Here is a 23,819-nt window from a genome sequence, read left to right as displayed (position 1 = left end):
GATACACTGGGCTTACGGCTGTGTGCGCAGCTCCAGTTGCAGCGCCTGGCGTAGCCCGTTTTCAGTGAAGGCGGGTGGGTTGGTGTTCAGGGCGGTGCTGCCGCCGAATGTGAACCTGCAATCGGTGGGTAAGCCGATGCTCTGCAGCAGCAGGTTGTCCACCGGATAAGCGCCGCTTTTGCCTTGAACCTCGGTCTGGCCCGGAAAGACGGTGCCTGACATCGAGTTCCAGCCTTGGCAAAGGCAGCGGTAAAGGTCGAGTAGTGGCAGTTGCGCAGCGGTCGACCAGCCTGGGTTGTATGCCAGGGTGCCGCCGCTGTAGCCCCAGCTACTCTGGTTTTCGTCGATGATGAAGTGGCCTTCGTCTTCATCTTCTTCGTGGTCGCTGGGTGTATAGGTCGTGAATTGGTGTCTGGATGCTTCGATCAGGCTGATCGGCGTCCCGGACTGCCCGGCCTTTTTATCCAGGGCCGCCAGCAGCGCCTGGCCGCAGGGTAGTTTGCGCAGCAGCTCCAGCGCATCCTGTGCCGCTTGCCTGAACGGGTCGCTACCCGTCACTCGCACGCCGATATTGCCCAGGGCCTGATGTTCGACCGTCACGGGCCGGGCCAGTCGTGCATCGTTTTCGGTATCGCGGTAGAGCTCGACCCTGGAGGACTCGCGGCCAAGCAGGCGGTGCCCCGTGACGTTGACAACCGCGTCGCCCTTGTCGATGAGTACCGGGCCGCTACCGACCACAATCTGGTGCGTGCCGGTATGGGCGTCGATGTGGACGATACCTGCGCCGGTGTCGATCCTGTTGCCGCTCCCTATCATGTCGATCAGCACCGTCTTCTTCACCTCCGGGGCGATGACGACGTGGTGATTGCCATCGGTGAGGCGAATGGCGATGGCTTGGGCGGTATGCGCGGCGACCATGAATACCGCATCGTTGATGGTCACTTCCAGCAGGCATTCGCGAGGGGCGATACGTACGCGCTTTTGCTGCTCATCCGCGCGTAGCGTACGCGGGGCCACGTTGAAGACCAGCAGCTCGCTGTTCGGGGTGCTGCGGTGATAGCGCCGCCCCAATGGATAGGCGCGCTCGAGGGTGATTCGCACATTTTCGTCGGCCTGGATGTACTTGACCTCGGTCTGTTGCCGAGGATTGTCTTCGTTATTGTCGAAGGCGGTTTCTGCATGGACTGGTTCCCGTGCATCGATGTAGTAGATCGGTCTCGGGTTGGCCTGCATGATGCCGTGGGGTAGCGGATGCGGGTCCGAATGGAGTTTGGATATGTTCAGCTCAGGCATGGAGTGCTCCGGCAGCGAGGGTGGGCCAGCAGGATCCCGTTCCACACCGCGGGTCAGGTGTTGCTTATGTACCGCACGGGCAGGCCTGCAGGTCTGCTTTTCCGCCCTGGCCGTGCTCATGAACGGCTTTTCATCCGCCGATTGCTGTTCTGGTGTACAAACACACTGTATCTCCCGTTCAGGCTGGCTATAATGGCGCCCTTTGCCGTCGTTTCGTCGATTCGACGTATTAGCCCAAACGGCCGCCGTTTCCGTGGAAGAACCTATGAAAAGCGCAGAAATCCGTGAAGCCTTCCTTCGCTTCTTCGAAGAGCAGGGACATACCCGAGTCGCCTCCAGTTCGCTGATCCCGAACAACGACCCGACCCTGCTGTTCACCAATGCCGGCATGAACCAGTTCAAGGACTGCTTCCTCGGTGCGGAGAAGCGTGCCTACACGCGTGCCGTCAGCAGCCAGAAGTGCGTGCGCGCCGGCGGCAAGCACAACGACCTGGAAAACGTCGGTTACACCGCGCGTCACCACACCTTCTTCGAAATGCTGGGCAACTTCAGCTTCGGTGACTATTTCAAGCGCGATGCGATCACCTTCGCCTGGACCTTCCTGACTTCGGAAAAATGGCTGAACCTGCCCAAGGAAAAGCTCTGGGTCACCGTCTACGCCACTGACGACGAAGCCTACGATATCTGGACCAAGGAAGTCGGCGTGCCGGCCGAGCGCATGGTGCGCATCGGCGACAACAAGGGCGCCCCGTACGCCTCGGACAACTTCTGGACCATGGGCGACACTGGCCCGTGCGGCCCGTGCACCGAGATCTTCTACGACCACGGCCCGGACATCTGGGGCGGCCCACCCGGCTCGCCGGAAGAAGACGGTGACCGCTACATCGAGATCTGGAACAACGTCTTCATGCAGTTCAACCGCACCGCCGACGGCGTGCTGCACCCGCTGCCAGCGCCGTCGGTGGACACCGGCATGGGCCTGGAGCGCGTCAGCGCCGTGCTGCAGCACGTGCACTCGAACTACGAGATCGACCTGTTCCAGAACCTGCTATCGGCCGCGGCCAAGGCCATCGGTTGCGGCAATGAGGGCCAGGCCTCGCTGAAAGTGGTCGCCGACCACATCCGTTCGTGCGGCTTCCTGATCGCCGACGGCGTGCTGCCGTCCAACGAAGGCCGTGGCTACGTGCTGCGCCGCATCATTCGTCGTGCCTGCCGCCACGGTAACAAGCTGGGCGCCAAAGGCAGCTTCTTCTACCAGATCGTCGCCGCGCTGGTCGCCGAAATGGGCGAGGCCTTCCCGGAACTGAACAACCAGCAGGCGCACATCGAACGCGTGCTCAAGGCTGAAGAAGAACAGTTCGCCAAGACCCTGGAGCAGGGCCTGCGCATCCTCGAGCAGGACTTGGCCCAGCTGAAGGGCGAGGTGGTGCCGGGCGACGTGGTGTTCAAGCTGTACGACACTTACGGCTTCCCGATGGACCTGACCGCCGACATCGCCCGCGAGCGCGAGCTGACCATCGACGAAGCCGGCTTCGAGCGCGAGATGGACGCCCAGCGTGAGCGCGCCCGTTCCGCCAGCGCCTTCGGCATGGACTACAACAGCCTGGTCAAGGTCGACAGCGCCACCGAGTTCCTCGGCTACGAGGCCACCGAAGGCCAGGGCAAGATCATCGCCCTGTACAAGGACGGCCAGGCCGTTGACCAGCTGGGTGAAGGCGAGCAGGGCGTGGTCGTGCTCGACCGCACGCCGTTCTACGCCGAATCCGGTGGCCAGGTGGGCGACACCGGCTACCTGCAGGCTGGTGCTGCGCGCTTCGACGTGCGCGACACCACCAAGACCGGTGGTGCCTTCCTGCACCACGGCGTGGTTGCCAGCGGTGCGCTGGTGATCGGTTCGCCGGTCCAGGCCAAGGTCGATGCCGACGTGCAGCACGCCACCTCGCTGAACCACTCCGCCACCCACCTGCTGCACGAAGCGCTGCGCCAGGTACTGGGCGAGCACGTGCAGCAGAAAGGCTCGCTGGTCGACAGCCAGCGCCTGCGTTTCGACTTCAGCCACTTCGAGGCGGTGAAACCGGAGCAGATCAAGGCCCTGGAAGACATCGTCAACCGCGAAGTGCGCAAGAACACTGCGGTGGAAACCGAACTGACCGACATCGAAACCGCCAAGGCCAAGGGTGCCATGGCGCTGTTCGGTGAGAAGTACGGCGACACCGTGCGTGTGCTGAGCATGGGCGGCGATTTCTCGGTGGAGCTGTGCGGCGGTATCCACGCCAAGCGCACCGGTGACATCAGCCTGTTCAAGATCATCAGCGAAGGCGGCGTGGCCTCTGGCGTGCGCCGTATCGAAGCGGTCACCGGCGCTGCTGCGCTGGCCTACCTGAACGCTGCCGAAGAGCAGGTCAAGGAAGCCGCGCAGCTGGTGAAGGGTAACCGCGACAACCTGATCGACAAGCTGTCGGCTGTGCTCGAGCGCAACCGCCAGCTGGAGAAGCAGCTGGAACAGCTGCAGGCCAAGGCCGCCAGCGCCGCCGGGGATGATCTCTCCAACGCGGCCGTTGAGGTCAAGGGCGCCAAGGTGCTCGCCGCCCGCCTGGATGGGCAGGACGGCAAGGCCCTGCTGGCGCTGGTCGATCAGCTGAAGAACAAGCTCGGCCACGCAGTGATCCTGCTGGGCAGCGAGCATGAGGGCAAGGTCGTGCTGGTGGCCGGCGTGACCAAGGACCTCTCCAGCCAACTCAAGGCTGGCGATCTGATGAAACAAGCCGCTGCGGCGGTGGGTGGCAAGGGCGGTGGCCGTCCGGACATGGCCCAGGGTGGTGGCGTCGACGTCGCTGCACTGGATCAGGCCCTGGCGCTGGCCGTGCCATTCGCAGAGCAGGGACTTTGAGATGAGGGGGTCGGCGGTCTAGTGGCCTGTACGGCTAATTCTTGCGCTCAAATTCGAGTGCCAGGGTTTGCCGCGCAAGGCGCCGCGACGAGTCGTAGCCGGGCTACGGCGAGGAGTGGCAACGCAGCGAGGCGAATCCTGGTGCCGAATTTGGGTGCAAGAATTAGCCACACAGGCCACTCCCATCCGGCCTCTTCATGTTGGATTGTTTTTTGGGGCCCTGTATGGGCTGAGGCACCATTGAAATGGCGTTGATCGTACAGAAATTTGGCGGCACCTCTGTCGGTTCCATCGAGCGGATCGAGCAGGTAGCCGATAAGGTCAAGAAACACCGTGAGGCGGGCGACGACCTGGTGGTTGTGTTGTCGGCCATGAGCGGTGAAACCAATCGCCTGATCGACCTGGCCAAGCAGATCACCGATCAACCGGTTCCGCGTGAACTGGATGTGATCGTGTCGACCGGTGAGCAGGTCACCATTGCCTTGCTGACCATGGCCTTGATCAAGCGTGGTGTGCCAGCGGTGTCCTACACCGGCAACCAGGTGCGCATTCTCACCGACAGCGCGCACAACAAGGCGCGCATCCTGCAGATCGACGACCAGAAGATTCGTGCCGACCTCAAGGAAGGCCGCGTCGTCGTGGTAGCGGGCTTCCAGGGCGTCGACGAGCACGGCAGCATCACCACCCTGGGCCGTGGTGGCTCCGACACCACGGGCGTGGCCCTGGCGGCTGCGCTGAAGGCTGACGAGTGCCAGATCTACACCGACGTCGATGGCGTCTACACCACCGACCCGCGCGTTGTGCCACAGGCCCAGCGCCTGGAGAAGATCACCTTCGAAGAGATGCTGGAAATGGCCAGCCTTGGTTCCAAGGTGCTGCAGATCCGTTCGGTGGAGTTCGCCGGCAAGTACAACGTTCCGCTGCGCGTGCTGCACAGCTTCAAGGAGGGTCCGGGTACCCTCATTACCATTGATGAAGAGGAATCCATGGAACAGCCGATCATTTCCGGTATCGCCTTCAACCGTGATGAAGCCAAGCTGACCATTCGCGGCGTGCCGGACACCCCGGGCGTGGCCTTCAAGATCCTCGGCCCGATCAGCGCCTCGAACATCGAGGTCGACATGATCGTGCAGAACGTTGCCCACGATAACACCACCGACTTCACCTTCACCGTACACCGCAACGAGTACGAGAAGGCGCAGAGCGTGCTGGAAAACACTGCCCGCGAAATCGGTGCCCGTGAAGTGATCGGCGACACCAAGATCGCCAAGGTCTCGATCGTTGGCGTCGGCATGCGTTCGCACGCCGGTGTTGCCAGCCGCATGTTCGAAGCCCTGGCCAAGGAGAGCATCAATATCCAGATGATCTCCACCTCCGAGATCAAGGTTTCGGTCGTGATCGAAGAGAAGTACCTGGAGCTGGCCGTACGCGCGCTGCACACCGCGTTCGAGCTCGACGCTCCGGCACGACAGAGCGAGTAATACGCTGCCTGGAAGGGCGCGGCTTGCCGCGCCCTTCGCGTTTCTGCTCGCCACACAGGCCTGTCCTGCCCTGTGTGGCGAGTAACCGGGCCCTGGTCGTCGTCCACGACCAGGCCGCGACACCCAAGACTGTTACCCCTGAATGTTTTGCGTAAGGAGAAAGCTATGTTGATTCTGACTCGTCGGTGCGCCGAGAGCCTGATCATTGGAGACGGCGAGATCACCGTGACGGTGCTCGGCGTCAAAGGCAACCAGGTGCGTATTGGCGTCAGCGCCCCGAAAGAAGTGGCTGTGCACCGCGAGGAAATCTACCTGCGGATCAAGAAAGAGAAGGACGAGGAGCCAAGCCTTTAATTTTTTTGAAGTTTTTTTCAAAAAAAGGGTTGCAAACGAGGAAGAGCCTGTTTAATATTCGCCTCGTGTTGCGGTGAGGTGGCCGAGTGGCCGAAGGCGCTCCCCTGCTAAGGGAGTATACCTCATAAGGGTATCGGGGGTTCGAATCCCCCCTTCACCGCCATTATTCGCTTAGGGCGCTGTAAACAGTAAGAACGCTAAGTAGTTGATTTTAAACGAAAAAGTTCTTGCAAAAATGTTTCAGCGACCTATAATGCGCGGCAAGACACGGACTCATAGCTCAGCTGGATAGAGTACTCGGCTACGAACCGAGCGGTCGGAGGTTCGAATCCTCCTGAGTCCGCCACTTTTGAAGTGGCTTTGTTTGCAAGGCTGCTTCAAACAACCAGTGGTAATCTGGTCTAAAACTACCATCGCGGACTCATAGCTCAGCTGGATAGAGTACTCGGCTACGAACCGAGCGGTCGCAGGTTCGAATCCTGCTGAGTCCGCCACTTTTTGAAGTGGCTCTGCTTGCAAAGGCACTTCAACCAACCAGTGGTAACCTGGTCTAAAAAATACCACCACGGACTCATAGCTCAGCTGGATAGAGTACTCGGCTACGAACCGAGCGGTCGGAGGTTCGAATCCTCCTGAGTCCGCCACACCAAATCAAGAAGCCCGCTCAAATGAGCGGGCTTTTTGTTTTTCTGCGCCAATGAATTGTTGGTGATGTCGATCTACGCTCTTCTGTAATGATTGTGGTGTAGCTTGGGGCCGCCATGCGGCCCATCGCCGGCAAGCCAGCTCCCACAGGTATCGCGCTGCTCTCTGGACTGTGTTGTCCCTGTGGGAGCTGGCTTGCCGGCGAAAGGGCTGCAAAGCAGCCCCGAATTCGATCAGGTATCGCATACACATCCAGGCACACAACAAATGTGCTTTAACCGCCAGACCCACCGTCGCACTGATAGCTTCGAGCGTTGTCCCAGCTTTATCACGCAAACGATTGTTCTGGCCAAAATTTTAAGCGATCTGACAGCTTTAGCAGTGTATGATTGCGCCCGTCAGCCCCGCCGGGGCTTGTGGAAAACCACCATGGACTTACCCAGTAGTTACTCGCTAACAAGATTCATACAGAAAGATCTGACCGATTGATTCTCCCGGCGTGCTCCGCTGCTGGGAGTGGAGTTCGCCTATGACTGAAGTAGAAGTAAAAAAAGCGCAGGAAAGCCTGCAGGACCGCCTGGCCCAGGTGGTCGAACTGCTGCAACGCCAGCGCGTGGTCGAAGACCTGACCCACCGTCAGGAAGGCGCCCACAACGACCTGGTGGAAAACCTGGTCCACCGCCAGAACCTCGTCGAGCTGCAGCGCAAGCTCGATGACCTGCACCCCGCCGACATCGCCTACATCCTCGAAGCCTTGCCCCTGGAAGACCGCCTGACGGTCTGGCAGCTGGTGCGCTCGGATCGCGATGGCGACATCCTGCTGGAAGTGTCCGACGCCGTGCGGCAATCGCTGATCGCCGACATGGACGATCACGAACTGCTCGCCGCCGCCAAGGAAATGGACGCCGACGAGCTGGCCGACCTGGCTCCTGAGCTGCCGCGTGACGTTGTTCACGAGCTGATGGAAACCCTCGATGCCCAGCAACGCGAGCGCGTGCGTTCGGCGCTGAGCTACGACGAGGAGCAGGTTGGTGCGCTGATGGACTTCGAGATGGTCACCATCCGCGAAGACGTCAGCCTGGAAGTGGTGTTGCGCTATCTGCGCCGCCTGAAAGAACTGCCGAACCACACCGACAAACTGTTCGTGGTCGACTATGACGGCATTCTCAAGGGTGTATTGCCGATCAAGCGCCTGCTGGTCAATGACCCGGAGAAGAAGGTGGCGGAGGTCATGGCGACCGACCCGGTCTCCTTCCACCCCGAGGAAGATGCCTATGATGCGGCGCAGGCCTTCGAGCGTTATGACCTGGTATCTGCGCCGGTCGTGGACAAGAACGAACGCCTGATCGGCCGCTTGACCATCGACGAAATGGTCGACCTGATTCGTGAAGAAAGCGAAAGCGAAGTGCTGAACATGGCCGGTTTGCGCGAGGAAGAAGACATCTTCGCCTCGGTCTGGCGTTCGCTGCGCAACCGCTGGGCCTGGTTGGCCATCAACCTGATTACCGCTTTCGTTGCGTCGCGTGTGATCGGCCTGTTCGAAGGTTCGATCGAGAAGCTGGTGGCGCTGGCTGCGCTGATGCCGATCGTGGCGGGTATTGGTGGCAACTCCGGTAACCAGACCATCACCATGATCGTGCGCGCCATGGCGCTGGACCAGGTGTCGCCGGGCAACACCAGCCGCCTGATGCGCAAGGAGCTGGCGGTATCGCTGCTCAACGGCCTGATCTGGGGCGGGGTGATCGGTGCGGTGGCGTTCTGGCTGTATGGCAGTTGGTCGTTGGGCCTGGTGATGACTGCGGCGATGACCTTGAACCTGCTGTTGGCGGCCTTGATGGGAGTGTTGATCCCGATGACCCTGACGCGCCTGGGGCGCGACCCGGCGATGGGCTCCAGCGTGATGATTACCGCGGTGACCGACAGCGGCGGGTTCTTCATCTTCCTCGGGCTGGCCACGCTGTTCCTGCTGTAGCCGTTTAACTTCCACAAGCTGATGAGGTTCTTGTGGGAGCGGCCTTGCGTCGCGAAAGGGCTGCAAAGCAGCCCCGGAAGTATGCGCAGTGCCGCTGACATCGCGGGGCCGCTCTGCGGCCCTTTCGCGACACAAGGCCGCTCCCACAAAGGCAGTGATCCTACAGCGGCGGTAAGCCCACAAAAAAGCCAGCTTACGCTGGCTTTTTCATGTTCGGCTGCAAACCTCAGGAGGCGTCGGTAGCCATTTCCACATCGTGAGCGATGAGGGCGACCAGCGCGTTCTGCTGGCGGTGCGACAGTTGGCGGAAGCGTTGCAGCAACTCGCGTTCATGCAGGGACAGTTCAGGGCTGTCCAGGCGCATGCTCAACTCGTCACCCAGCGCACCTTCCTGGATAAGGCTCTGTTCCAGGCGCGCGATGATTTCGGAGTTCATGCTGCGGTGATGGTTGCGCGCTACCTCGGCAATGCGCTCACGCATCCCGTCTGGCAGGCGGACGACGAACTTGTCAGCAGTGCGGCTCGAATAAATAGCCTGTTTCATTGGGCGCATATAAATTGACCGGATTTTGGTTCAGGGGAAGCGGTTCTCAAATTGGCCGCACGGGGTGGTAGTACGACCGTGGCGACGACGAAATGTTCAACCGTCTGTGAAAAATGGATGCTCATCTTGCCTCATGGTCGCCGTTTCCTTGGCGTCAATTCTGTGACAAATAGTGAGCCGGATAAAGGCTTTGTGCCAGTACCAATTATCAGAAATGAGTACTGGTTTGAAAAGTTTTACATGCTCCAGCTTACCCAATCGTCAGACTTTTGCCGTCAAAAACTGGTAAAACGCAGCAAAAGGCTGGGAAAGCCCCTAGAATGTGCCGGTTTCCCTCCATAGAGCATAGTGGCTATGCAACATGACGCAAGCGACCGCCAATCAGGGACAGGTCGGTTGATATATCTGGTAGGACCGTCGGGTTCCGGGAAAGATTCCCTGATCGATGCTTCTCGTGAGCGATTGGCAGCCGCGGGGGTGGAAATCGCCCGTCGCGTCATTACCCGGTCGGCCGAAGCCAAGGGCGAAGCCGCCCATGGAGTCTCGGCCGAACAGTTCGAAGCACTGCGCGCGCAAGGCGCGTTCGCCATGCATTGGCGGGCCAATGGCCTGGATTACGGCATTCCACTACAGGTGGACCAGTGGCTGGCGGAGGGCAGGGCGGTGCTGGTGAATGGTTCGCGGGCTTATCTGGCCGAGGCGCGCCGGCGCTACCCGAACCTGTTGGCAGTGCTGGTCGAGGTCCGGCACGAGGTGCTGCGCGAGCGCCTGGTGGCCCGCGGCCGGGAAAGCGCAGAGGAAGTCGAGCAGCGCCTGGCACGTAATGCACGCTTGCAGGCGCTGGCCGATCCGTCGCTGCATGTGCTGGACAACTCCACCACCCTGGAAACCGCGGTCGCGGCATTGTTCGCGCTGTTGCGTGATGAAGGCGTGCTGCCGCAGGTGTAGCATTGGCAGAAAAGGATTACGCGAAAAAGCCCGCATGAGGCATGACAAACGCCAGCATGCTGGTTAACATGCTGGCCGTCCTGCTGTGCAGCGTCCGCTGCCGGTACTTGCGTCTCAGTAGCTCAATTGGATAGAGCATCCCCCTCCTAAGGGGAAGGTTGCAGGTTCAATTCCTGCCTGGGACGCCATTTCCTTTCGTTCCCTTACCGCGTTCACCCGGTGTTGTTGACGCGAAATCGGGAAGCCTTGAACCTGCGTATTCCTACATACCCAGATGCTTCAAGGCCCACAGCATTCCCATTCCCACAATCAGCGTCAGCATCGTGCTGCGCGTACGCCACGCCACCAGCGCGGCCAGTATCGCCGCTGGTATCTGCGGGTTCATCCAGTCGAACCCCGCCTGCCGGTCAGGGAATACCACAGCCGGCAATACCAATGCCGCCAGCACACTGGCCGGCACATACGCCAAGGCGCGGCGAAACAGTGGGGGGATGCGCAACACCGTGTGCAACTCGATGAACGACAGGCGGATGGCGAAGGTGCCCAGGCCGATCAGAATGAAGGTTATCCACTGGGTCGTTTCGCTCATGATGCTTCCTGCTCGGTATTGGCGTCTGCCACGGTTTGCTGTTTTTGCCAGCTCTCGATGGCCAGCCCGGCGATGATGCCGCCCAGCGCGCCAGCCAGCAGGCCGAGGTTGTAGGGCAGGTTGGCGGCCAGCACGGCGAGCACGCCGCCGGTCAGCGCTGCGCCAAGCGTGGCCGCATTGCGAATGCCGGGTATCAACAGGGCCAGGAATGACAATGGAATGGCAAAGCCCAGCGACCAGTCTTCAGGAATGCTCGCGCCCAGGTACATGCCCGCCAGCACCGAGAGGTTCCAGCCGAAGAACATGGTGATTGCCGTACCGGCATAGTAGGGGTAGGCATACTGCCCGAGCCCGCCCGAGCCCATCTTCAGCGTGCACAGGGCGAAGGACTGATCTGACAGCATGTACGCCATCGGCCACTTTTGGCGGCGCGGCAGCTGGCCCAGGTGCGGGGCCAGGCTGGCGCTGTACATCAGGAAGCGCAGGTTGATCACCAGCGCGGTGACTACCATGGTCACCGGCAGGGCGGCGCTTTGCATCAACTGCATCACCACCATTTGCGCCGAGCCGGAGTAGAACAGCAAGGTCATGCCGATGGCATCGGTTGGCGACAGGCCCATGCCGATCGCCGTGACCCCGGTGATCAGGCCGAAGGGCACGATGCCGGAGGTCAATGGCAGGGCGCTGTGGGCACCTTGCTTGAACGCTTGGGTCCCGCTTGGATACGGCATTTGAAATCCTTGAAAGAGTGCAGACGGTGCAAGGGCGGTACGTCCACGTTAATGCGCGCGACAGTTGGCCTCAACGTCAGATTTCTGGAATAGTAGGCCTAAAAAAAATAGGCCTTAATCGTGTACCTCGATACTCCTACCCGGCACTCGCTGCAGCTCAATGCCCTGCGTGCCTTCGAAGCGTCAGCCCGCCTGGGCGGTTTTGCCCGTGCCGCACTCGAGCTGAAGGTGACCCCGGGGGCCATCGCCGCCCTGGTCAAGACCCTGGAAAGCGAATATGGCGCAGCCTTGTTCGAGCGCCATGCCAAAGGCGTGCGCCTGACGCCCTTGGGCGAAAGCGTGAAAGGCCAGTTCACCGAGGCGTTCGACGCGGTGGAAGCCGCCGCGCGCACACTGCGCCGCCTGGCCGCACCGCAGCGGGTGCATATCGTCACATCGCCTGCCCTGGCGCAGTTGTGGATAGGGCCACGCCTGCCGGAACTGACCCGGTTGCTGGCACCCATCGAGATCTCGGTGACGGCGGTGGATGAGCCGCCCAACCTGAAACGCAGCCCGTTCGACCTGTGCCTGTTCTACACCGAAAAGCCCGAGCGCTGGCAACGCAGGATAGCCACGGAAGAAGTCCTGCCCGTGTGCGTGCCGGCCCTGGCCGCCAGCATCGCCAAGCCCGAGGACCTTGCCGACGCCCGTTGCATCGCCGACGTGGGCTGGAACGACTGGGCGGTGTGGACGGGGGCGGTGATGCCCGGACACAGGTTCGTTGCCCGTGGGCCGGGTTTTTCCCTGTACTCGATCGCCCTGCAGCAAGCCTTGCTGGCCGCCGGGGTGCTGATAGGGCGCAGAAGCCTGGTGCAACGCTACCTCGACAGCGGCGAACTGGTCGCCCCCATCGACCGCGCGGTGCCACTGGGCATGACCATTGCCGCATGGCGGCTGCCGGGTGCCAAGGGCAACCAGGTGGTTGCCGCAGTGGAGGAGGCGCTGTTGCAGTTGGCTTGAGCGCCCCCAAGCCATGCACGGTGTCTGTGGGAGCGGGGCAAATGCCATGCCCGTCGTCAGCACAGCGAAAATAGGGCGTTGGGGCTATTCCGATGGTGCCACGCTAGGCATATGCTTGCCCGTCAGAGGCATGCCACTTGTGGCTGGGCATCAGGGAGAGCGTCCATGAGTCAGGAAACCCGGCCGGTACCCGCCGGCTTCAGTGAACAGCAGTTGCATACGTTGTTCCATCTGATCAGCGATGGTATCTGGGACTGGAATGCCAATACCGGCTACGTCTATCGCAACCCGGGCTGGTACGCCATGCTCGGCTACCCCAGTCACTCCATGGCCAACTCGGTGCTCACCTGGGAAAGCGTGATTCACCCGGAGGACTACTCGCGGGTGATGGCGCATTTCGAGGCGTACATCAACCAGCGCAACGAGCACTACCTGGTCGAATACCGCTGCCGTTGCCACGATGGCAGCTACCTGTGGATCGAAGACAGCGGCTACATCATCGCCCATAACGAGGACGGCTCGGTGGCGCGCATGCTCGGTGCCCACCGCAACATCGACGCCAACAAGCGCCTGGTGGCGCAACTGGAGCAGAGGAACCAGTCGCTGGAAAGCCAGGTGGCCGAACGCACCCGCGAGCTGTCCTGGGTGAACCAGCAGTTGCAGCGGCAGCTGGATGAAAACCGCGAGCTGGCCGAGCGCGACGCGTTGACCCGCATTGCTAACCGCTATCGGCTGGAGAAGGCGCTGCAACTGGAGTGCGAGCGTGCCAAGCGCTTTCGCCAGCCGTTGTCGCTGATAGCCATGGACCTGGACGACTTCAAGCCGATCAATGACCGCTATGGCCATGCCCGTGGCGATGCGGCGCTGGTGCGGGTGGTCGACGTCCTGCGTACCTGCCTGCGGCAGCAGGACCTGCTGGCGCGCTGGGGCGGGGACGAGTTCGTCATCGTATTGCCGCAGGCCTCGCTGGGCGAGGCGCTGGAAGTGGCAGCACGCTTGCGCCAGGCGATGGTGCAGGTGGAGCCGGTGGGCGATTGCCAGCTGACCATGAGTTACGGCGTGGTGCAATGGCAGGAAGGGGAGGACCAGCATGCACTGCTGGCGCGTGCCGACACGGCGCTGTACCGGGCCAAGGGGAACGGCAAGAACGCTATTGCCGAGTAGCCTGTGCCGGCCTCTTCGCGGGTAAACCCGCTCCCACAGGTGCGTCACTGCTCTCACGGGCAGTGATGTCCCTGTGGGAGCGGGTTTACCCGCGAAGAGGCCGGCACAGGCTCGCCAATGAAAAAAGACCCGCAACGCCTGGGGCGCTGCGGGCCAAATCGGCCTCGGCCGCTTCAGTGTCAGATATGCAGGGCGTGGCCCAAGGCGCGCAGTGCCGCTTCCTGTACCGCCTCACCCAGTGTCGGGTGGGCATGGATGGTGCCGGCCACATCCTCCAGGCACGCGCCCATCTCCAGCGACTGGGCAAACGCCGTCGACAACTCGGAAACCGCCACGCCAACCGCCTGCCAACCCAGGATCAGGTGGTTGTCACGGCGCGCCACCACCCGCACGAAACCGCTTTTCGATTCCAGGCTCATGGCCCGGCCATTGGCAGCAAACGGGAACTGCGCGACGATGCAGTCCAGTCCTTGCTGGCTGGCTTGCTCCGGGGTCTTGCCGACCACCACCACTTCCGGGTCGGTGAAACACACCGCGGCAATCGCGCTGGGTTCGAAACGGCGTGCCTTGCCGGCGATGATCTCGGCGACCATCTCGCCCTGGGCCATGGCCCGGTGCGCCAGCATCGGTTCACCGGCCACGTCGCCGATGGCCCAGACGTTGCGCATGCTGGTCTGGCAGCGCTCGTCGATGGCGACGGCGGCGCCGTTCATCTTCAGGTCCAGGCACTCCAGGTTGAAACCTTGCGTGCGCGGCCGACGGCCCACGGCCACCAGCACCTGGTCAGCTTCCAGGCGCAGTTGCCCACCCTGGCCATCACGGGCCAGCAGGCAGCCGCCTTCGTAACCCTCGACGCTGTGGCCCAGGTGCAGGGTGATGCCCAGCTTCTTCAGCGATTCGGCCACCGGTGCGGTCAGCTCGCTGTCGTAGGTCGGCAGGATGCGCTCGCGCGCTTCCACCACGCTGACCCGTGCGCCCAGCTTGCGGTAGGCGATGCCCAGTTCCAGGCCGATATAGCCGCCGCCCACCACCACCAGGTGCTGCGGCAGGGTTTTCGGCGCCAGGGCTTCGGTCGAGGAAATGATCGGCCCGCCCAGCGGCAGCATCGGCAGTTCGACACTGCTGGAGCCAGTGGCCAGCAACAGGTGCTCGCACTGGATACGCTGGCCATCGACCTCGACCTGCTTGCCGTCGAGCACCTTCGCCCAGCCATGGATCACCTTGACCCCGTGCTTTTTCAGCAGGGCGGCGACGCCGGTGGTCAGGCGGTCGACGATGCCGTCCTTCCAGGCCACGCTCTGGCCGATGTCCAGGCGTGGCGAGGCGACGCTGATGCCCAGCTCCGACGGGCCGGCAAAGCGCGAAGTCTGGTGGAACTGCTCGGCAACGTGGATCAGTGCCTTGGACGGGATGCAGCCGATGTTCAGGCAGGTACCGCCCAGTGCCTGGCCTTCCACCAGCACGGTGGGGATGCCCAGTTGCCCGGCGCGGATGGCAGCCACGTAGCCGCCAGGGCCGCCGCCGATGATCAACAGGGTAGTCTGGATAGTCTGTTGCATGCTCACTCCACGAACAGGCAGGCGGGTTGTTCGAGCAGGCCGCGCACGGCCTGGATGAACAGCGCGGCGTCCATGCCATCGACCACGCGGTGGTCGAACGAGCTGGACAGGTTCATCATCTTGCGCACGACGATCTGGCCGTCGATCACCACAGGCCGCTCGACCATGCGGTTGACGCCGACGATCGCCACTTCCGGGGTGTTGACCACCGGCGTGCTGACGATGCCGCCCAGGGCGCCCAGGCTGGTCAGGGTGATGGTCGAACCGGACAGCTCGTCGCGGCTGGCCTTGTTGTTGCGGGCAGCGTTGGCCAGGCGCGAGATCTCGCCGGCATTGCTCCACAGGCTGCCAGCTTCGGCATGGCGCAGCACCGGCACCATCAGGCCGTTGTCACCTTGGGTGGCGATGCCCACATGCACCGCGCCATGGCGGGTGATGACCTGAGCCTCGTCGTCATAGGTGGCGTTGATCTGCGGGAAGTCGCGCAGTGCCACGACCAGCGCACGCACCAGGAACGGCAGCAGGGTCAGCTTGCCGCGGCTGTCGCCGTGCTTGCTGTTGAGTTGCTGGCGCAGGGCTTCCAGGGCGGTGACGTCGATTTCTTCCACATAGCTGAAGTGCGCGACCCGGCGCTTGGCGTCCTGCATGCGCTGGGCGATCTTGCGGCGCAGTCCGATCACCGGCACCTGCTCGCTGTCGGTGCGCTTGGCATAGCCGCTCGGCGCTTGTCCGCCAGTGCTGTGCGGCTTGCTCATGAAAGCGTCGAGGTCTTCGTGCAGGATGCGCCCGGCCGGGCCGCTGCCATGCACGTAACGCAGTTCGATACCGGCATCCAGGGCACGCTTGCGCACCGCCGGCGAGGCCAGCGGCTTGTCGCCTGGCTGGCGCGGCACGATCGGGGCTGCCTCGTGGTTGACGGGCGCCTGGCACGCGGCCGGTCTTGCTTCCTTCTGGGGCTCTGGCTTGGCGGCTACCGGGGCAGCGGGGGCTTCGACCTGTTCGGGCTTTGGCGCATCCTTGGTGGGCACATCCACATGGTTGCCGCTGCCTTCCACTTCGATGCGGATCAGCTCGCTGCCGACCGCCATCACTTCACCTGGCTGCCCACCCAGGGCCAGCACCTTGCCGCTGACCGGCGAAGGGATTTCCACGGTGGCCTTGTCGGTCATGACGTCGGCCACTACCTGGTCTTCGGCGATCATGTCGCCGACCTTGACGAACCACTCGACCAACTCGACCTGCGCGATGCCTTCGCCAATGTCCGGCATCTTGATGACGTGCGTGCCCATTCAGACCTCCATGACCTTTTTCAATGCCGCACCTACCCGCGAAGGCCCTGGGAAGTAAGCCCATTCCTGTGCGTGGGGGTAGGGGGTGTCCCAGCCGGTGACGCGCTCGATCGGCGCCTCCAGGTGGTGGAAGCAGTGTTCCTGCACCAGCGACACCAGTTCGGCGCCGAAGCCGCAGGTGCGGGTGGCCTCGTGTACCACCACGCAGCGGCCGGTCTTTTTCACCGACTCGACGATGGTCTCCAGGTCCAGCGGCCACAGGCTGCGCAGGTCGATTACCTCGGCGTCGACGCCGGTTTCTTCGGCGGCCACCTGGGCCACGTACACCGTGGTGCCGTAGGTCAGCACGGTCACGTCATTGCCGGGGCGGGTAATGGCCGCCTTGTCCAGCGGCACGTTGTAGTAGCCATCGGGCACGGCGCTTTGCGGGTGCTTCGACCACGGCGTGACAGGGCGGTCGTGGTGGCCGTCGAACGGGCCGTTGTACAGGCGCTTGGGTTCCAGGAAGATCACCGGGTCATCGCATTCGATCGAGGCGATCAGCAGGCCCTTGGCGTCATACGGGTTGGACGGCATGACAGTGCGCAGGCCGCACACCTGGGTGAACATCGCTTCCGGGCTCTGGCTGTGGGTCTGGCCGCCATAGATCCCGCCGCCGCAGGGCATGCGCAGGGTCAGCGGTGCGATGAACTCGCCGGCCGAACGATAACGCAGGCGCGCCATCTCGGAAACGATCTGGTCGGAGGCCGGGTAGAAGTAGTCGGCGAACTGGATTTCCACCACCGGGCGCAGGCCGTAGGCACCCATGCCCACGGCGGTGCCGACGATGCCGCTTTCGGAGATCGGCGCGTCGAACACGCGGGACTTGCCGTACTTGTTCTGCAGGCCTTCGGTGCAGCGGAACACGCCGCCGAAGTAACCGACGTCCTGGCCGTAGATCACCACATTGTCGTCGCGCTCGAGCATGACATCCATGGCCGAGCGCAGGGCCTGGATCATGGTCATGGTAGTGGTGGCCATGGCGGTTTCCGGGTTGATGCTGTTGTTGTGGTCGTTCATGTCAAACCCCCAGTTCCTGGCGTTGACGGCGCAGGTGGTCGGGCATTTCCTTGTACACATCCTCGAACATCGAGGCGGCACTCGGGATGTGACCGTTGGCCAGGGTGCCGTACTGCTCGGCTTCCTTCTGCGCGGCGATCACCGCGGCTTCCAGCTCGGCAGTGGTGGCCTGGTGTTCTTCCTCGGACCAGTGGCCGATCTTGATCAGGTGCTGCTTCAGGCGGGCGATCGGGTCGCCGAGCGGGAAGTGGCTCCAGTCATCGGCCGGGCGGTACTTGGACGGGTCGTCCGAAGTCGAGTGCGGGCCGGCACGGTAGGTGACCCACTCGATCAGGCATGGGCCCAGGCCGCGACGGGCGCGTTCGGCGGCCCAGCGCGAGGCGGCGTACACGGCGACGAAGTCGTTGCCGTCAACCCGCAGCGAGGCAATGCCGCAACCCACGCCACGGCCGGCGAAGGTGGTCGACTCGCCACCGGCGATGGCCTGGAAGGTGGAAATCGCCCACTGGTTGTTGACCACGTTGAGGATCACCGGGGCCCGGTACACGTGGGCGAAGGTGAGGGCGGTGTGGAAGTCCGACTCGGCGGTTGCGCCGTCGCCGATCCACGCCGAGGCGATCTTGGTATCGCCCTTGATCGCCGAGGCCATGGCCCAGCCGACCGCCTGCACGAACTGGGTCGCCAGGTTGCCGCTGATGGTGAAGAAACCGGCGTCGCGTACCGAATACATGATCGGCAGCTGGCGGCCCTTGAGCGGGTCACGCTCGTTGGACAGCAGCTGGCAGATCATCTCGACCAGCGACACGTCGCGGGCCATCAGGATGCTTTGCTGGCGGTAGGTGGGGAAGCACATGTCGGTGCGGTTCAGCGCCAGGGCCTGGCCGCTGCCGATGGCTTCTTCACCCAGGCTCTGCATGTAGAAGGACATCTTCTTCTGGCGCTGGGCGACCACCATGCGGCTGTCGAAAATCCGTGTCTTGAGCATGGCGCGCATGCCCTGACGGAGAACTTGCGGGGCGATGTCTTCGGCCCACGGGCCTTGCGCGTCGCCTTGCTCGTCGAGCACGCGGATCAGGCTGTAGGACAGGTCCGCGGTGTCGGCAGCGTCGACATCGACTGGGGGTTTACGGGCTTGACCTGCATCGTTCAGGCGCAGGTAGGAGAAATCGGTCTGGCAGCCTGGCCGGCCGGTAGGCTCGGGCACATGCAAACGCAGGGGGGCGTACTCGTTCATGCTTTTTACGCTCGCTCGGGTATTTGTTTTTGTGAGCTCTGAAGCGGCCGCCGCTGAGTACCGGCTTGTGACTGGTAGGTCAGCGTCCCCTACATCTTAGTGGGCCGGCAGGAGAATTTTTCTCTCAAGTTGATTGCCTTTGCCGAGCAGGGCAGATAAACATTCCGTATAAACACAAAAAACCGGTGATTTTGTCTCATGCGCAAACTCGATCGTACCGATATCGGCATTCTCAACAGCCTGCAGGAAAATGCCCGCATCACCAACGCCGAGCTGGCCCGCTCGGTGAACCTGTCCCCTACACCCTGCTTCAACCGGGTGCGGGCCATGGAAGAACTGGGGGTGATCCGCCAGCAGGTGACCTTGCTGTCGCCCGAGGCGTTGGGGCTGGACGTGAACGTGTTCATCCATGTGAGCCTGGAAAAACAGGTCGAGCAGTCGTTGCACCGTTTCGAGGAAGAAATTGCCGAACGGCCTGAAGTGATGGAGTGTTACCTGATGACGGGCGATCCGGACTACCTGTTGCGGGTACTGCTGCCCAGCATCCAGGCGCTGGAACGGTTCCTGGATTACCTGACGCGGTTGCCAGGGGTGGCCAATATCCGTTCCAGTTTCGCCTTGAAGCAGGTGCGCTACAAGACGGCCTTGCCGCTGCCGGCCAATGGCATGACCTTGCGGGAATAGGTGTGGCCTGACTGATGATTGGCCTTGGCAACGCCTCATTGATTCCGAGAGGCAGGGCACCTTCTGGCAGGGGCTTTCGCAGGTGTGATGCCGGGTGTCAGGCTAGCCGGATGTTCTCCAGGTAGAACATGAGTATCTGTCCCGGCGTTGCGCTTGCATTCAGAAATCTGTCAAAGGTGAGGGACAGGTCTGTGGATGCATCTTCAGGCCTTGTCGATGCCACACGATGGCCGTGTTTGTCGCGCAGGTAGAACGGAACTCTTTCGGCGCTGTTCAGGTCGCCGTTCCAATCATCCTGTGTATCGATTTTCCAGTAGTCGCCAAGGCCTGCCAGTTGTGGCTTGAAGTTCGCCACGGCATCCGTGACTCTGCCTATCACGCCTGTCCCATACAGGCCGAGCCAGCCTCTGGAATTTTGCTCAAGCCTCGCGCCTGCGAATTTCCAGTGGTTGTTGCACGAGATGTAGTAGAGGTCCCGTCCCTTCTCCGATGTGATGTACTTGAAATCGAACGCGATACGTACGATCTCGTCCCGCGCATGCGCCTTTCGGTGATTATCGACGCACAACCAGCCGTCCTCATCCAGCCATGTGAATGGGTGTTGCCCGACGGATGATTCTGCAACTACCACTCGGCCTGCATGGGTATGCAGTTCAGCGGTGAAATCAGCTTTGATCATGTAACCTCCAGTCTCAGTTGCTCCCGGGATGGGACGAGGCAAGCTAACCCTTCGGCTGGTGAACAATGAGATGGAAACGCTTGGAGCGCAGCTTGGTCCCATGATGCCAGTGCATGATCACGACATGACCGACACTGGACGCGCCCTTGATTCACGATTTGTCAGGCAGGGGACTGCGCCGCAGCAATTTTGCTTTTATGCTTGGCTGCAACCCATCGCCACCTGACCCGGGAGCCGCAAGGGACCTATGCGAAATATATGGAAGCCGTTTCAGTCGTTGTATTTCGCCGCGCTGATGATGTTGATCGGCTCGGGCCTGCTCAGTACCTACCTGGCCCTGCGCCTGGCAGCTGATCATGTCGACAGCCTGTGGGTGGGTGCCTTGATGGCGGCCAACTACTTTGGCCTGGCGGTAGGCGGCAAGGTCGGCCACCGGTTGATTGGCCGGGTAGGGCACATTCGCGCCTATGCCACTTGCGCCGGCATCGTCGGTGCGGCGGTGCTCGGCCATGGCCTGACCAGTTGGCTGCCGGCCTGGGTCGGGCTGCGGATGATTGTCGGCCTGGGGATGATGTGCCAGTACATGGTCATCGAGAGCTGGCTGAACGAGCAGGCCGACGTGAAGCATCGCGGCGCGGTGTTCAGCGGCTACATGATCGCCTCGTACCTGGGCCTGGTGCTCGGCCAGCTGATCCTGGTGGTGCACCCACAGCTTGGCCTGGAGCTGCTGATGCTGGTGGCCATGTGTTTCACCCTGTGCCTGGTACCGGTCGCCATGACCCGGCGCATTCACCCGGCGCCGTTGCGCCCGGCACCGATGGAGCCGAAGTTCTTCATCAAGCGCGTGCCGCAGTCGCTCAGCACGGTGCTGGGCTCGGGGCTGATCGTCGGCTCGTTCTATGGCCTGGCGCCCTTGTATGCCTCCAGCCAGGGCATGACTACCGAGCAGGTCGGTCTGTTCATGGGTAGCTGCATCTTTGCCGGCCTGCTGGTGCAGTGGCCGCTGGGCTGGTTGTCTGACCGCTACGATCGGGCCGTGCTGATCCGCAGCGTGGCGGTGGGGTTGGCGCTGGCCTCGGCGCCGCTGGCGATGCTGCCCAGCGTGCCGCTGGAGTTGCTGTTCGGCATAGGCTTCGTGATTTCGCTGTTGCAGTTCTGCCTGTACCCGCTGGCGGTGGCGTTTTCCAACGACCATGTGGAAAGCGAACGGCGGGTGTCGCTGACCGCAATGCTGCTGGTGACCTACGGCGTGGGTGCCTGTATCGGGCCGCTGGCGGCAGGCGTGCTGATGAAGGTGCTGGGCCCGCAGATGCTGTATGCCTTCTTCGTGTTCTTTGCCCTGGTGCTGGTGTGGCGCATTCGACCGAAAGCGGTCACCGGGCTGCACCAGGTGCAGGATGCGCCTTTGGGCCACGTTGCCATGCCGGCTGCCGGTTCGCCACTGTCGGCGGCGCTGGACCCACGGGTGGATGAGCAGACGGTACAGGAGGTGATGCAGGCACCGGTGGCGGCGGAGGATACCGAGGCGGAAGAGAAGGGGGCTGACAAGGAGCCTGAGCCGGAAGGTGAGGTCAGCAAGTCGGTGTAGGCCTGTGCCGGCCTCTTCGCGGGCACGCCCGCTCCCACAGCGACCGCGCAGCGTTCAAGGCATGCGTTGTACCTGTGGGAGATCTGTCGCGTAGAGAACTGAATCCGCAAGCAGTACGCGTACCCTGTGGGAGCGGCTTTAGCCGCGAAGAATCCAACGCGGTGCATGGCACCGGCTGCGCCGGTGTTCGCGGCTAAAGCCGCTCCCACAGAGTCCCTGCTAATTCAATGAGTTATTTGCAGTTCTGTGGGAGCGGGCATGCCCGCGAAGAGGCCGGCACAGGAGAAGCACAAATGAAAACGCCACCTTGATAGGTGGCGTTTTTGTACTCGGCCGACGATCAATAGTCGTCCTTGTCGAACCGCCGCGCTTCACGTTGCAGTTGGTACACAAAGCTCTCGACCTTGCGCTGCGCCTGCCCGGTAAGGTTATGGAAGCGTACGCCGGCAAAGGTGGTGTTGATCCGCTCTTCATAGTGCAGGTGGCGCAGCTCGACCATGGTGTCGACCAGGCCCAGCGGGTTGCCCGCCTTGAAACGCTCGTACACCTGGCCCAGTTGCAGGCGATCCTCGACATTGCCTTCGAAGCGCAGCTTGCAGCCGGTGGCGGAGATGTCCAGCAGCTTGCCACGCAGGGCGCCGTTGCCCTTGAGGTGGGCGCCATCGAGGATGACATCGACCAGCTGCGACAGCTTCAGCGCGGCGCGGAAGGCATTGCGGCGCTGGTGGTAGGTCATCTCCAGAGGCATGGCGCCGCGGTAGCAGCGGTGGCCGTCGACTTCGCTGATCTTCAGCTCGTGGTTGCAGTCCCAGGCGATGCGCACGCCATCGTGGAAGCCTTCGACGCGGAAGTGTTCGCCGTTCTCGATGAACTTTTCACCGTCACGCGGGATCATCTCGTCCAGCGCCAGGGTGTTGCTTTCACGGTCCACGTGCACCACGTAGCTCTGGAAGCGCTGGCTGCGGTCGTGGAAGGTGATGATCAGGGGGTCGTGGCTTTCCTGCAGCTGCCGCAAGTTGGCCGCAATCTCCAAAGGGGTGTTCAGCACCTTTGGCGGCTGCGGGGCATCGGATTCATTGAACACGGCTTATCGTTCTCCAGGCAAAAGCGACACACGCAATTAACGGCATTTTGCCAGTATGTTCCGTGCCTTGATAGAAAAAATCACACTTGGCTGAGCGCCCGTGGCTTGGCCAGTGGCGAGGTGCTGCCGCGGCTGTCGTAGAGCGACGGAGAATCGCCGCCCATGAGGATCCGGATCTGGTTGTTGGTGACGTGTTGCTGCACCTGGATGATCCGGCCATTGGTCTCGTTGAGCTGCTGGCAGGCTTGCATCAACTGGCTGATCACATCGAGTTGCTGCAGCAGCAGTTCACCGTTCGGCGATTGTGCCGCCACGGCCTCCACTCCGGCGCGATCGGGGGTCAGGCCAAGGCTGGCAAGCAGGTTGTTGCGCCGCAGGCCTTGCTGCTCCAGCAGCACGATCAAAGACTGCTTGCGGGCCAGGATATTCTCCAGTGGCGCCATGTCGCGGCCATGCAGGGCGATCGCTTCCTTTTGCAGAAGGTCCAGCAGCTCCTGCATGGGGGCGATGTCATCTTCGATCAGTTGCAGCAAGGTGGTGTCGTGCATGGCTAACTCTTGGCTTTTCTAGCGTCCGTGAAGTCAGCGCGCCGAACGGTCAGCGCTGGGCTTCGAAATCGAGCAGTTTGCTGGCGACCCGGCCGGCATCGACCTGGTAGCTGCCGTCGGCGATCGCCTGTTTCAACTGGGCCACACGGGCACTGTTGACCACTGGCTCGTCGCGCAGCTTGTCGCTGATCTTCTGCAACTGCTGGGCCTCTTGGCTGAGGTGTACCGCTTCTCCGCTGGCGCTGGTGGCGGTTGCCGCTTCCTGGCTGGCTGCCGGTTTTTCGGCGCTGCCGTTCGCGGTGTTGCCGCGCACGCCGCCCGTGACGGACGGAGAGTTATTCAAACGACTGAAGTCGATGACCATGATCAGAAACCTCTGGGTATTTGGACGCTTGCCTTGTTTTCGGCCAACCCGAAAGAAACTTTAGGCACAAATGCATAGCCGCCTGTCAGCAAGCTCGCGAACCCGTTTTCTGACACAGTTT

General features: G+C 62.2%; 21 protein-coding genes and 5 tRNA genes. 14 read left to right on the top strand and 12 right to left on the bottom strand.

Annotated features, from left to right (window positions below; all coding sequences use genetic code 11):
- Positions 1-12 precede the first annotated feature (12 nt).
- Positions 13-1,293 carry a M91 family zinc metallopeptidase gene (locus tag ABX298_RS03000; protein WP_367394064.1) on the bottom strand — a complete coding sequence of 427 codons (1,281 nt, stop codon included), beginning with the start codon at positions 1,291-1,293 and terminating at the stop codon, positions 13-15.
- A 265-nt stretch (positions 1,294-1,558) separates the two neighbouring features.
- Between ABX298_RS03000 and alaS the strand changes: the two genes are divergently transcribed.
- The 8 genes from alaS (at position 1,559) to mgtE (ending at position 8,635) form a co-directional block, all read left to right on the top strand.
- The gene (gene alaS, locus ABX298_RS02995; RefSeq protein WP_286100321.1) at positions 1,559-4,183 is read left to right on the top strand and encodes an alanine--tRNA ligase; all 2,625 of its coding nucleotides are present in this window, start codon (positions 1,559-1,561) and stop codon (positions 4,181-4,183) included.
- A 245-nt stretch (positions 4,184-4,428) separates the two neighbouring features.
- Positions 4,429-5,664: an aspartate kinase gene (locus tag ABX298_RS02990; RefSeq protein WP_013973645.1), complete on the top strand. Its 1,236-nt coding sequence runs from the start codon at positions 4,429-4,431 to the stop codon at positions 5,662-5,664.
- Between the two features lie 165 nt (positions 5,665-5,829).
- Positions 5,830-6,018 (top strand): carbon storage regulator CsrA, encoded by a 189-nt coding sequence (gene csrA, locus ABX298_RS02985; protein WP_003254503.1) that lies wholly within the window; start codon positions 5,830-5,832, stop codon positions 6,016-6,018.
- A gap of 72 nt (positions 6,019-6,090) precedes the next feature.
- Positions 6,091-6,181 (top strand) — tRNA-Ser (locus ABX298_RS02980).
- Between the two features lie 106 nt (positions 6,182-6,287).
- Positions 6,288-6,364: transfer RNA gene (locus tag ABX298_RS02975), tRNA-Arg, on the top strand.
- Between the two features lie 71 nt (positions 6,365-6,435).
- Positions 6,436-6,512: transfer RNA gene (locus tag ABX298_RS02970), tRNA-Arg, on the top strand.
- A 73-nt stretch (positions 6,513-6,585) separates the two neighbouring features.
- Positions 6,586-6,662, top strand: a tRNA-Arg gene (locus ABX298_RS02965).
- 530 nt (positions 6,663-7,192) lie between these two features.
- Positions 7,193-8,635, top strand: coding sequence for a magnesium transporter (mgtE, locus tag ABX298_RS02960; protein WP_025340118.1), 1,443 nt, complete (start codon positions 7,193-7,195; stop codon positions 8,633-8,635).
- Positions 8,636-8,861: 226 nt separating this feature from the next.
- Here mgtE and ABX298_RS02955 read toward each other — a convergent pair whose 3' ends face one another.
- Entirely contained in the window at positions 8,862-9,188 is a 327-nt protein-coding gene (locus ABX298_RS02955) for an Arc family DNA-binding protein (protein WP_012273554.1), read from the bottom strand.
- A 345-nt stretch (positions 9,189-9,533) separates the two neighbouring features.
- Between ABX298_RS02955 and phnN the strand changes: the two genes are divergently transcribed.
- Positions 9,534-10,127 (top strand): phosphonate metabolism protein/1,5-bisphosphokinase (PRPP-forming) PhnN, encoded by a 594-nt coding sequence (gene phnN, locus ABX298_RS02950; protein WP_085589085.1) that lies wholly within the window; start codon positions 9,534-9,536, stop codon positions 10,125-10,127.
- A 111-nt stretch (positions 10,128-10,238) separates the two neighbouring features.
- Positions 10,239-10,315 (top strand) — tRNA-Arg (locus ABX298_RS02945).
- Positions 10,316-10,389: 74 nt separating this feature from the next.
- Here the strand turns inward: ABX298_RS02945 and ABX298_RS02940 are convergent.
- Together ABX298_RS02940 and ABX298_RS02935 are read right to left on the bottom strand one after the other, a co-directional pair.
- A complete protein-coding gene (locus tag ABX298_RS02940; protein ID WP_085614556.1) occupies positions 10,390-10,716 on the bottom strand; it encodes an AzlD domain-containing protein in 327 nt (108 codons plus the stop codon).
- Entirely contained in the window at positions 10,713-11,447 is a 735-nt protein-coding gene (locus ABX298_RS02935; protein ID WP_367394063.1) for an AzlC family ABC transporter permease, read from the bottom strand. The genes ABX298_RS02940 and ABX298_RS02935 overlap by 4 nt, the downstream gene beginning before the upstream one ends.
- Before the next feature lie 120 nt (positions 11,448-11,567).
- Between ABX298_RS02935 and ABX298_RS02930 the strand changes: the two genes are divergently transcribed.
- Both ABX298_RS02930 and ABX298_RS02925 read left to right on the top strand, forming a co-directional pair.
- Entirely contained in the window at positions 11,568-12,446 is an 879-nt protein-coding gene (locus tag ABX298_RS02930; protein ID WP_286100319.1) for a LysR family transcriptional regulator, read from the top strand.
- A gap of 165 nt (positions 12,447-12,611) precedes the next feature.
- Positions 12,612-13,610, top strand: a complete 999-nt coding sequence (locus tag ABX298_RS02925) for a diguanylate cyclase (protein ID WP_367394062.1) — start codon at positions 12,612-12,614, stop codon at positions 13,608-13,610.
- A 179-nt stretch (positions 13,611-13,789) separates the two neighbouring features.
- On the opposite strand, the gene lpdA is transcribed toward ABX298_RS02925, so the two are convergent.
- Genes lpdA through ABX298_RS02905 form a run of 4 tightly spaced genes read right to left on the bottom strand, consistent with a single transcriptional unit; the run spans position 13,790 to position 18,751 of the window.
- On the bottom strand, positions 13,790-15,169 hold the full coding sequence (lpdA, locus tag ABX298_RS02920; RefSeq protein WP_038410063.1) for a dihydrolipoyl dehydrogenase: 1,380 nt from the start codon (positions 15,167-15,169) through the stop codon (positions 13,790-13,792).
- A 2-nt stretch (positions 15,170-15,171) separates the two neighbouring features.
- Positions 15,172-16,458 (bottom strand): dihydrolipoamide acetyltransferase family protein, encoded by a 1,287-nt coding sequence (locus ABX298_RS02915; RefSeq protein ID WP_085589061.1) that lies wholly within the window; start codon positions 16,456-16,458, stop codon positions 15,172-15,174.
- Positions 16,459-17,517, bottom strand: coding sequence for an alpha-ketoacid dehydrogenase subunit beta (locus ABX298_RS02910; protein WP_286100318.1), 1,059 nt, complete (start codon positions 17,515-17,517; stop codon positions 16,459-16,461). It lies immediately after the preceding gene.
- A 1-nt stretch (position 17,518) separates the two neighbouring features.
- Positions 17,519-18,751: a 3-methyl-2-oxobutanoate dehydrogenase (2-methylpropanoyl-transferring) subunit alpha gene (locus ABX298_RS02905; protein ID WP_075045949.1), complete on the bottom strand. Its 1,233-nt coding sequence runs from the start codon at positions 18,749-18,751 to the stop codon at positions 17,519-17,521.
- A 198-nt stretch (positions 18,752-18,949) separates the two neighbouring features.
- On the opposite strand from ABX298_RS02905, the gene bkdR reads away from it, so the two are divergent.
- Positions 18,950-19,435: a Bkd operon transcriptional regulator BkdR gene (gene bkdR / locus ABX298_RS02900; RefSeq protein WP_012273540.1), complete on the top strand. Its 486-nt coding sequence runs from the start codon at positions 18,950-18,952 to the stop codon at positions 19,433-19,435.
- A 97-nt stretch (positions 19,436-19,532) separates the two neighbouring features.
- Here bkdR and ABX298_RS02895 read toward each other — a convergent pair whose 3' ends face one another.
- Positions 19,533-20,114, bottom strand: a complete 582-nt coding sequence (locus ABX298_RS02895; protein WP_367394061.1) for a hypothetical protein — start codon at positions 20,112-20,114, stop codon at positions 19,533-19,535.
- A gap of 247 nt (positions 20,115-20,361) precedes the next feature.
- Here ABX298_RS02895 and ABX298_RS02890 point away from each other — a divergent pair, with 247 nt between their 5' ends.
- A complete protein-coding gene (locus tag ABX298_RS02890) occupies positions 20,362-21,702 on the top strand; it encodes an MFS transporter (protein ID WP_003257254.1) in 1,341 nt (446 codons plus the stop codon).
- Between the two features lie 340 nt (positions 21,703-22,042).
- On the opposite strand, the gene ABX298_RS02885 is transcribed toward ABX298_RS02890, so the two are convergent.
- The 3 genes from ABX298_RS02885 to flgM form a co-directional block, all read right to left on the bottom strand.
- Complete coding sequence (locus tag ABX298_RS02885; RefSeq protein ID WP_025340106.1) at positions 22,043-22,786, bottom strand: flagellar brake protein; 744 nt, start codon at positions 22,784-22,786, stop codon at positions 22,043-22,045.
- Between the two features lie 80 nt (positions 22,787-22,866).
- Entirely contained in the window at positions 22,867-23,334 is a 468-nt protein-coding gene (locus tag ABX298_RS02880; protein WP_075045947.1) for a flagella synthesis protein FlgN, read from the bottom strand.
- A 49-nt stretch (positions 23,335-23,383) separates the two neighbouring features.
- The gene (gene flgM, locus ABX298_RS02875; protein ID WP_025340104.1) at positions 23,384-23,698 is read right to left on the bottom strand and encodes a flagellar biosynthesis anti-sigma factor FlgM; all 315 of its coding nucleotides are present in this window, start codon (positions 23,696-23,698) and stop codon (positions 23,384-23,386) included.
- Positions 23,699-23,819: the final 121 nt, after the last annotated feature.

It is taken from the genome of Pseudomonas sp. X4 (assembly GCF_040784925.1).
Taxonomy (GTDB): domain Bacteria; phylum Pseudomonadota; class Gammaproteobacteria; order Pseudomonadales; family Pseudomonadaceae; genus Aquipseudomonas; species Aquipseudomonas putida_Z.
The sequence above is the reverse complement of the archived record's forward strand: the minus strand, read 5'-3'. Positions and strand labels throughout refer to the sequence as shown.

Excerpts from the sequence above, each read along its gene's own strand:
- ABX298_RS03000 (WP_367394064.1), bottom strand. The coding sequence starts at position 1,293 with ATGCCTGAGCTGAACATATCCAAACTCCATTCGGACCCGCATCCGCTA.
- alaS (WP_286100321.1), top strand. The coding sequence starts at position 1,559 with ATGAAAAGCGCAGAAATCCGTGAAGCCTTCCTTCGCTTCTTCGAAGAG.
- ABX298_RS02990 (WP_013973645.1), top strand. The coding sequence starts at position 4,429 with ATGGCGTTGATCGTACAGAAATTTGGCGGCACCTCTGTCGGTTCCATC.
- csrA (WP_003254503.1), top strand. The coding sequence starts at position 5,830 with ATGTTGATTCTGACTCGTCGGTGCGCCGAGAGCCTGATCATTGGAGAC.
- mgtE (WP_025340118.1), top strand. The coding sequence starts at position 7,193 with ATGACTGAAGTAGAAGTAAAAAAAGCGCAGGAAAGCCTGCAGGACCGC.
- ABX298_RS02955 (WP_012273554.1), bottom strand. The coding sequence starts at position 9,188 with ATGCGCCCAATGAAACAGGCTATTTATTCGAGCCGCACTGCTGACAAG.
- phnN (WP_085589085.1), top strand. The coding sequence starts at position 9,534 with ATGCAACATGACGCAAGCGACCGCCAATCAGGGACAGGTCGGTTGATA.
- ABX298_RS02940 (WP_085614556.1), bottom strand. The coding sequence starts at position 10,716 with ATGAGCGAAACGACCCAGTGGATAACCTTCATTCTGATCGGCCTGGGC.
- ABX298_RS02935 (WP_367394063.1), bottom strand. The coding sequence starts at position 11,447 with ATGCCGTATCCAAGCGGGACCCAAGCGTTCAAGCAAGGTGCCCACAGC.
- ABX298_RS02925 (WP_367394062.1), top strand. The coding sequence starts at position 12,612 with ATGAGTCAGGAAACCCGGCCGGTACCCGCCGGCTTCAGTGAACAGCAG.
- lpdA (WP_038410063.1), bottom strand. The coding sequence starts at position 15,169 with ATGCAACAGACTATCCAGACTACCCTGTTGATCATCGGCGGCGGCCCT.
- ABX298_RS02915 (WP_085589061.1), bottom strand. The coding sequence starts at position 16,458 with ATGGGCACGCACGTCATCAAGATGCCGGACATTGGCGAAGGCATCGCG.
- ABX298_RS02910 (WP_286100318.1), bottom strand. The coding sequence starts at position 17,517 with ATGAACGACCACAACAACAGCATCAACCCGGAAACCGCCATGGCCACC.
- ABX298_RS02905 (WP_075045949.1), bottom strand. The coding sequence starts at position 18,751 with ATGAACGAGTACGCCCCCCTGCGTTTGCATGTGCCCGAGCCTACCGGC.
- bkdR (WP_012273540.1), top strand. The coding sequence starts at position 18,950 with ATGCGCAAACTCGATCGTACCGATATCGGCATTCTCAACAGCCTGCAG.
- ABX298_RS02895 (WP_367394061.1), bottom strand. The coding sequence starts at position 20,114 with ATGATCAAAGCTGATTTCACCGCTGAACTGCATACCCATGCAGGCCGA.
- ABX298_RS02890 (WP_003257254.1), top strand. The coding sequence starts at position 20,362 with ATGCGAAATATATGGAAGCCGTTTCAGTCGTTGTATTTCGCCGCGCTG.
- ABX298_RS02880 (WP_075045947.1), bottom strand. The coding sequence starts at position 23,334 with ATGCACGACACCACCTTGCTGCAACTGATCGAAGATGACATCGCCCCC.
- flgM (WP_025340104.1), bottom strand. The coding sequence starts at position 23,698 with ATGGTCATCGACTTCAGTCGTTTGAATAACTCTCCGTCCGTCACGGGC.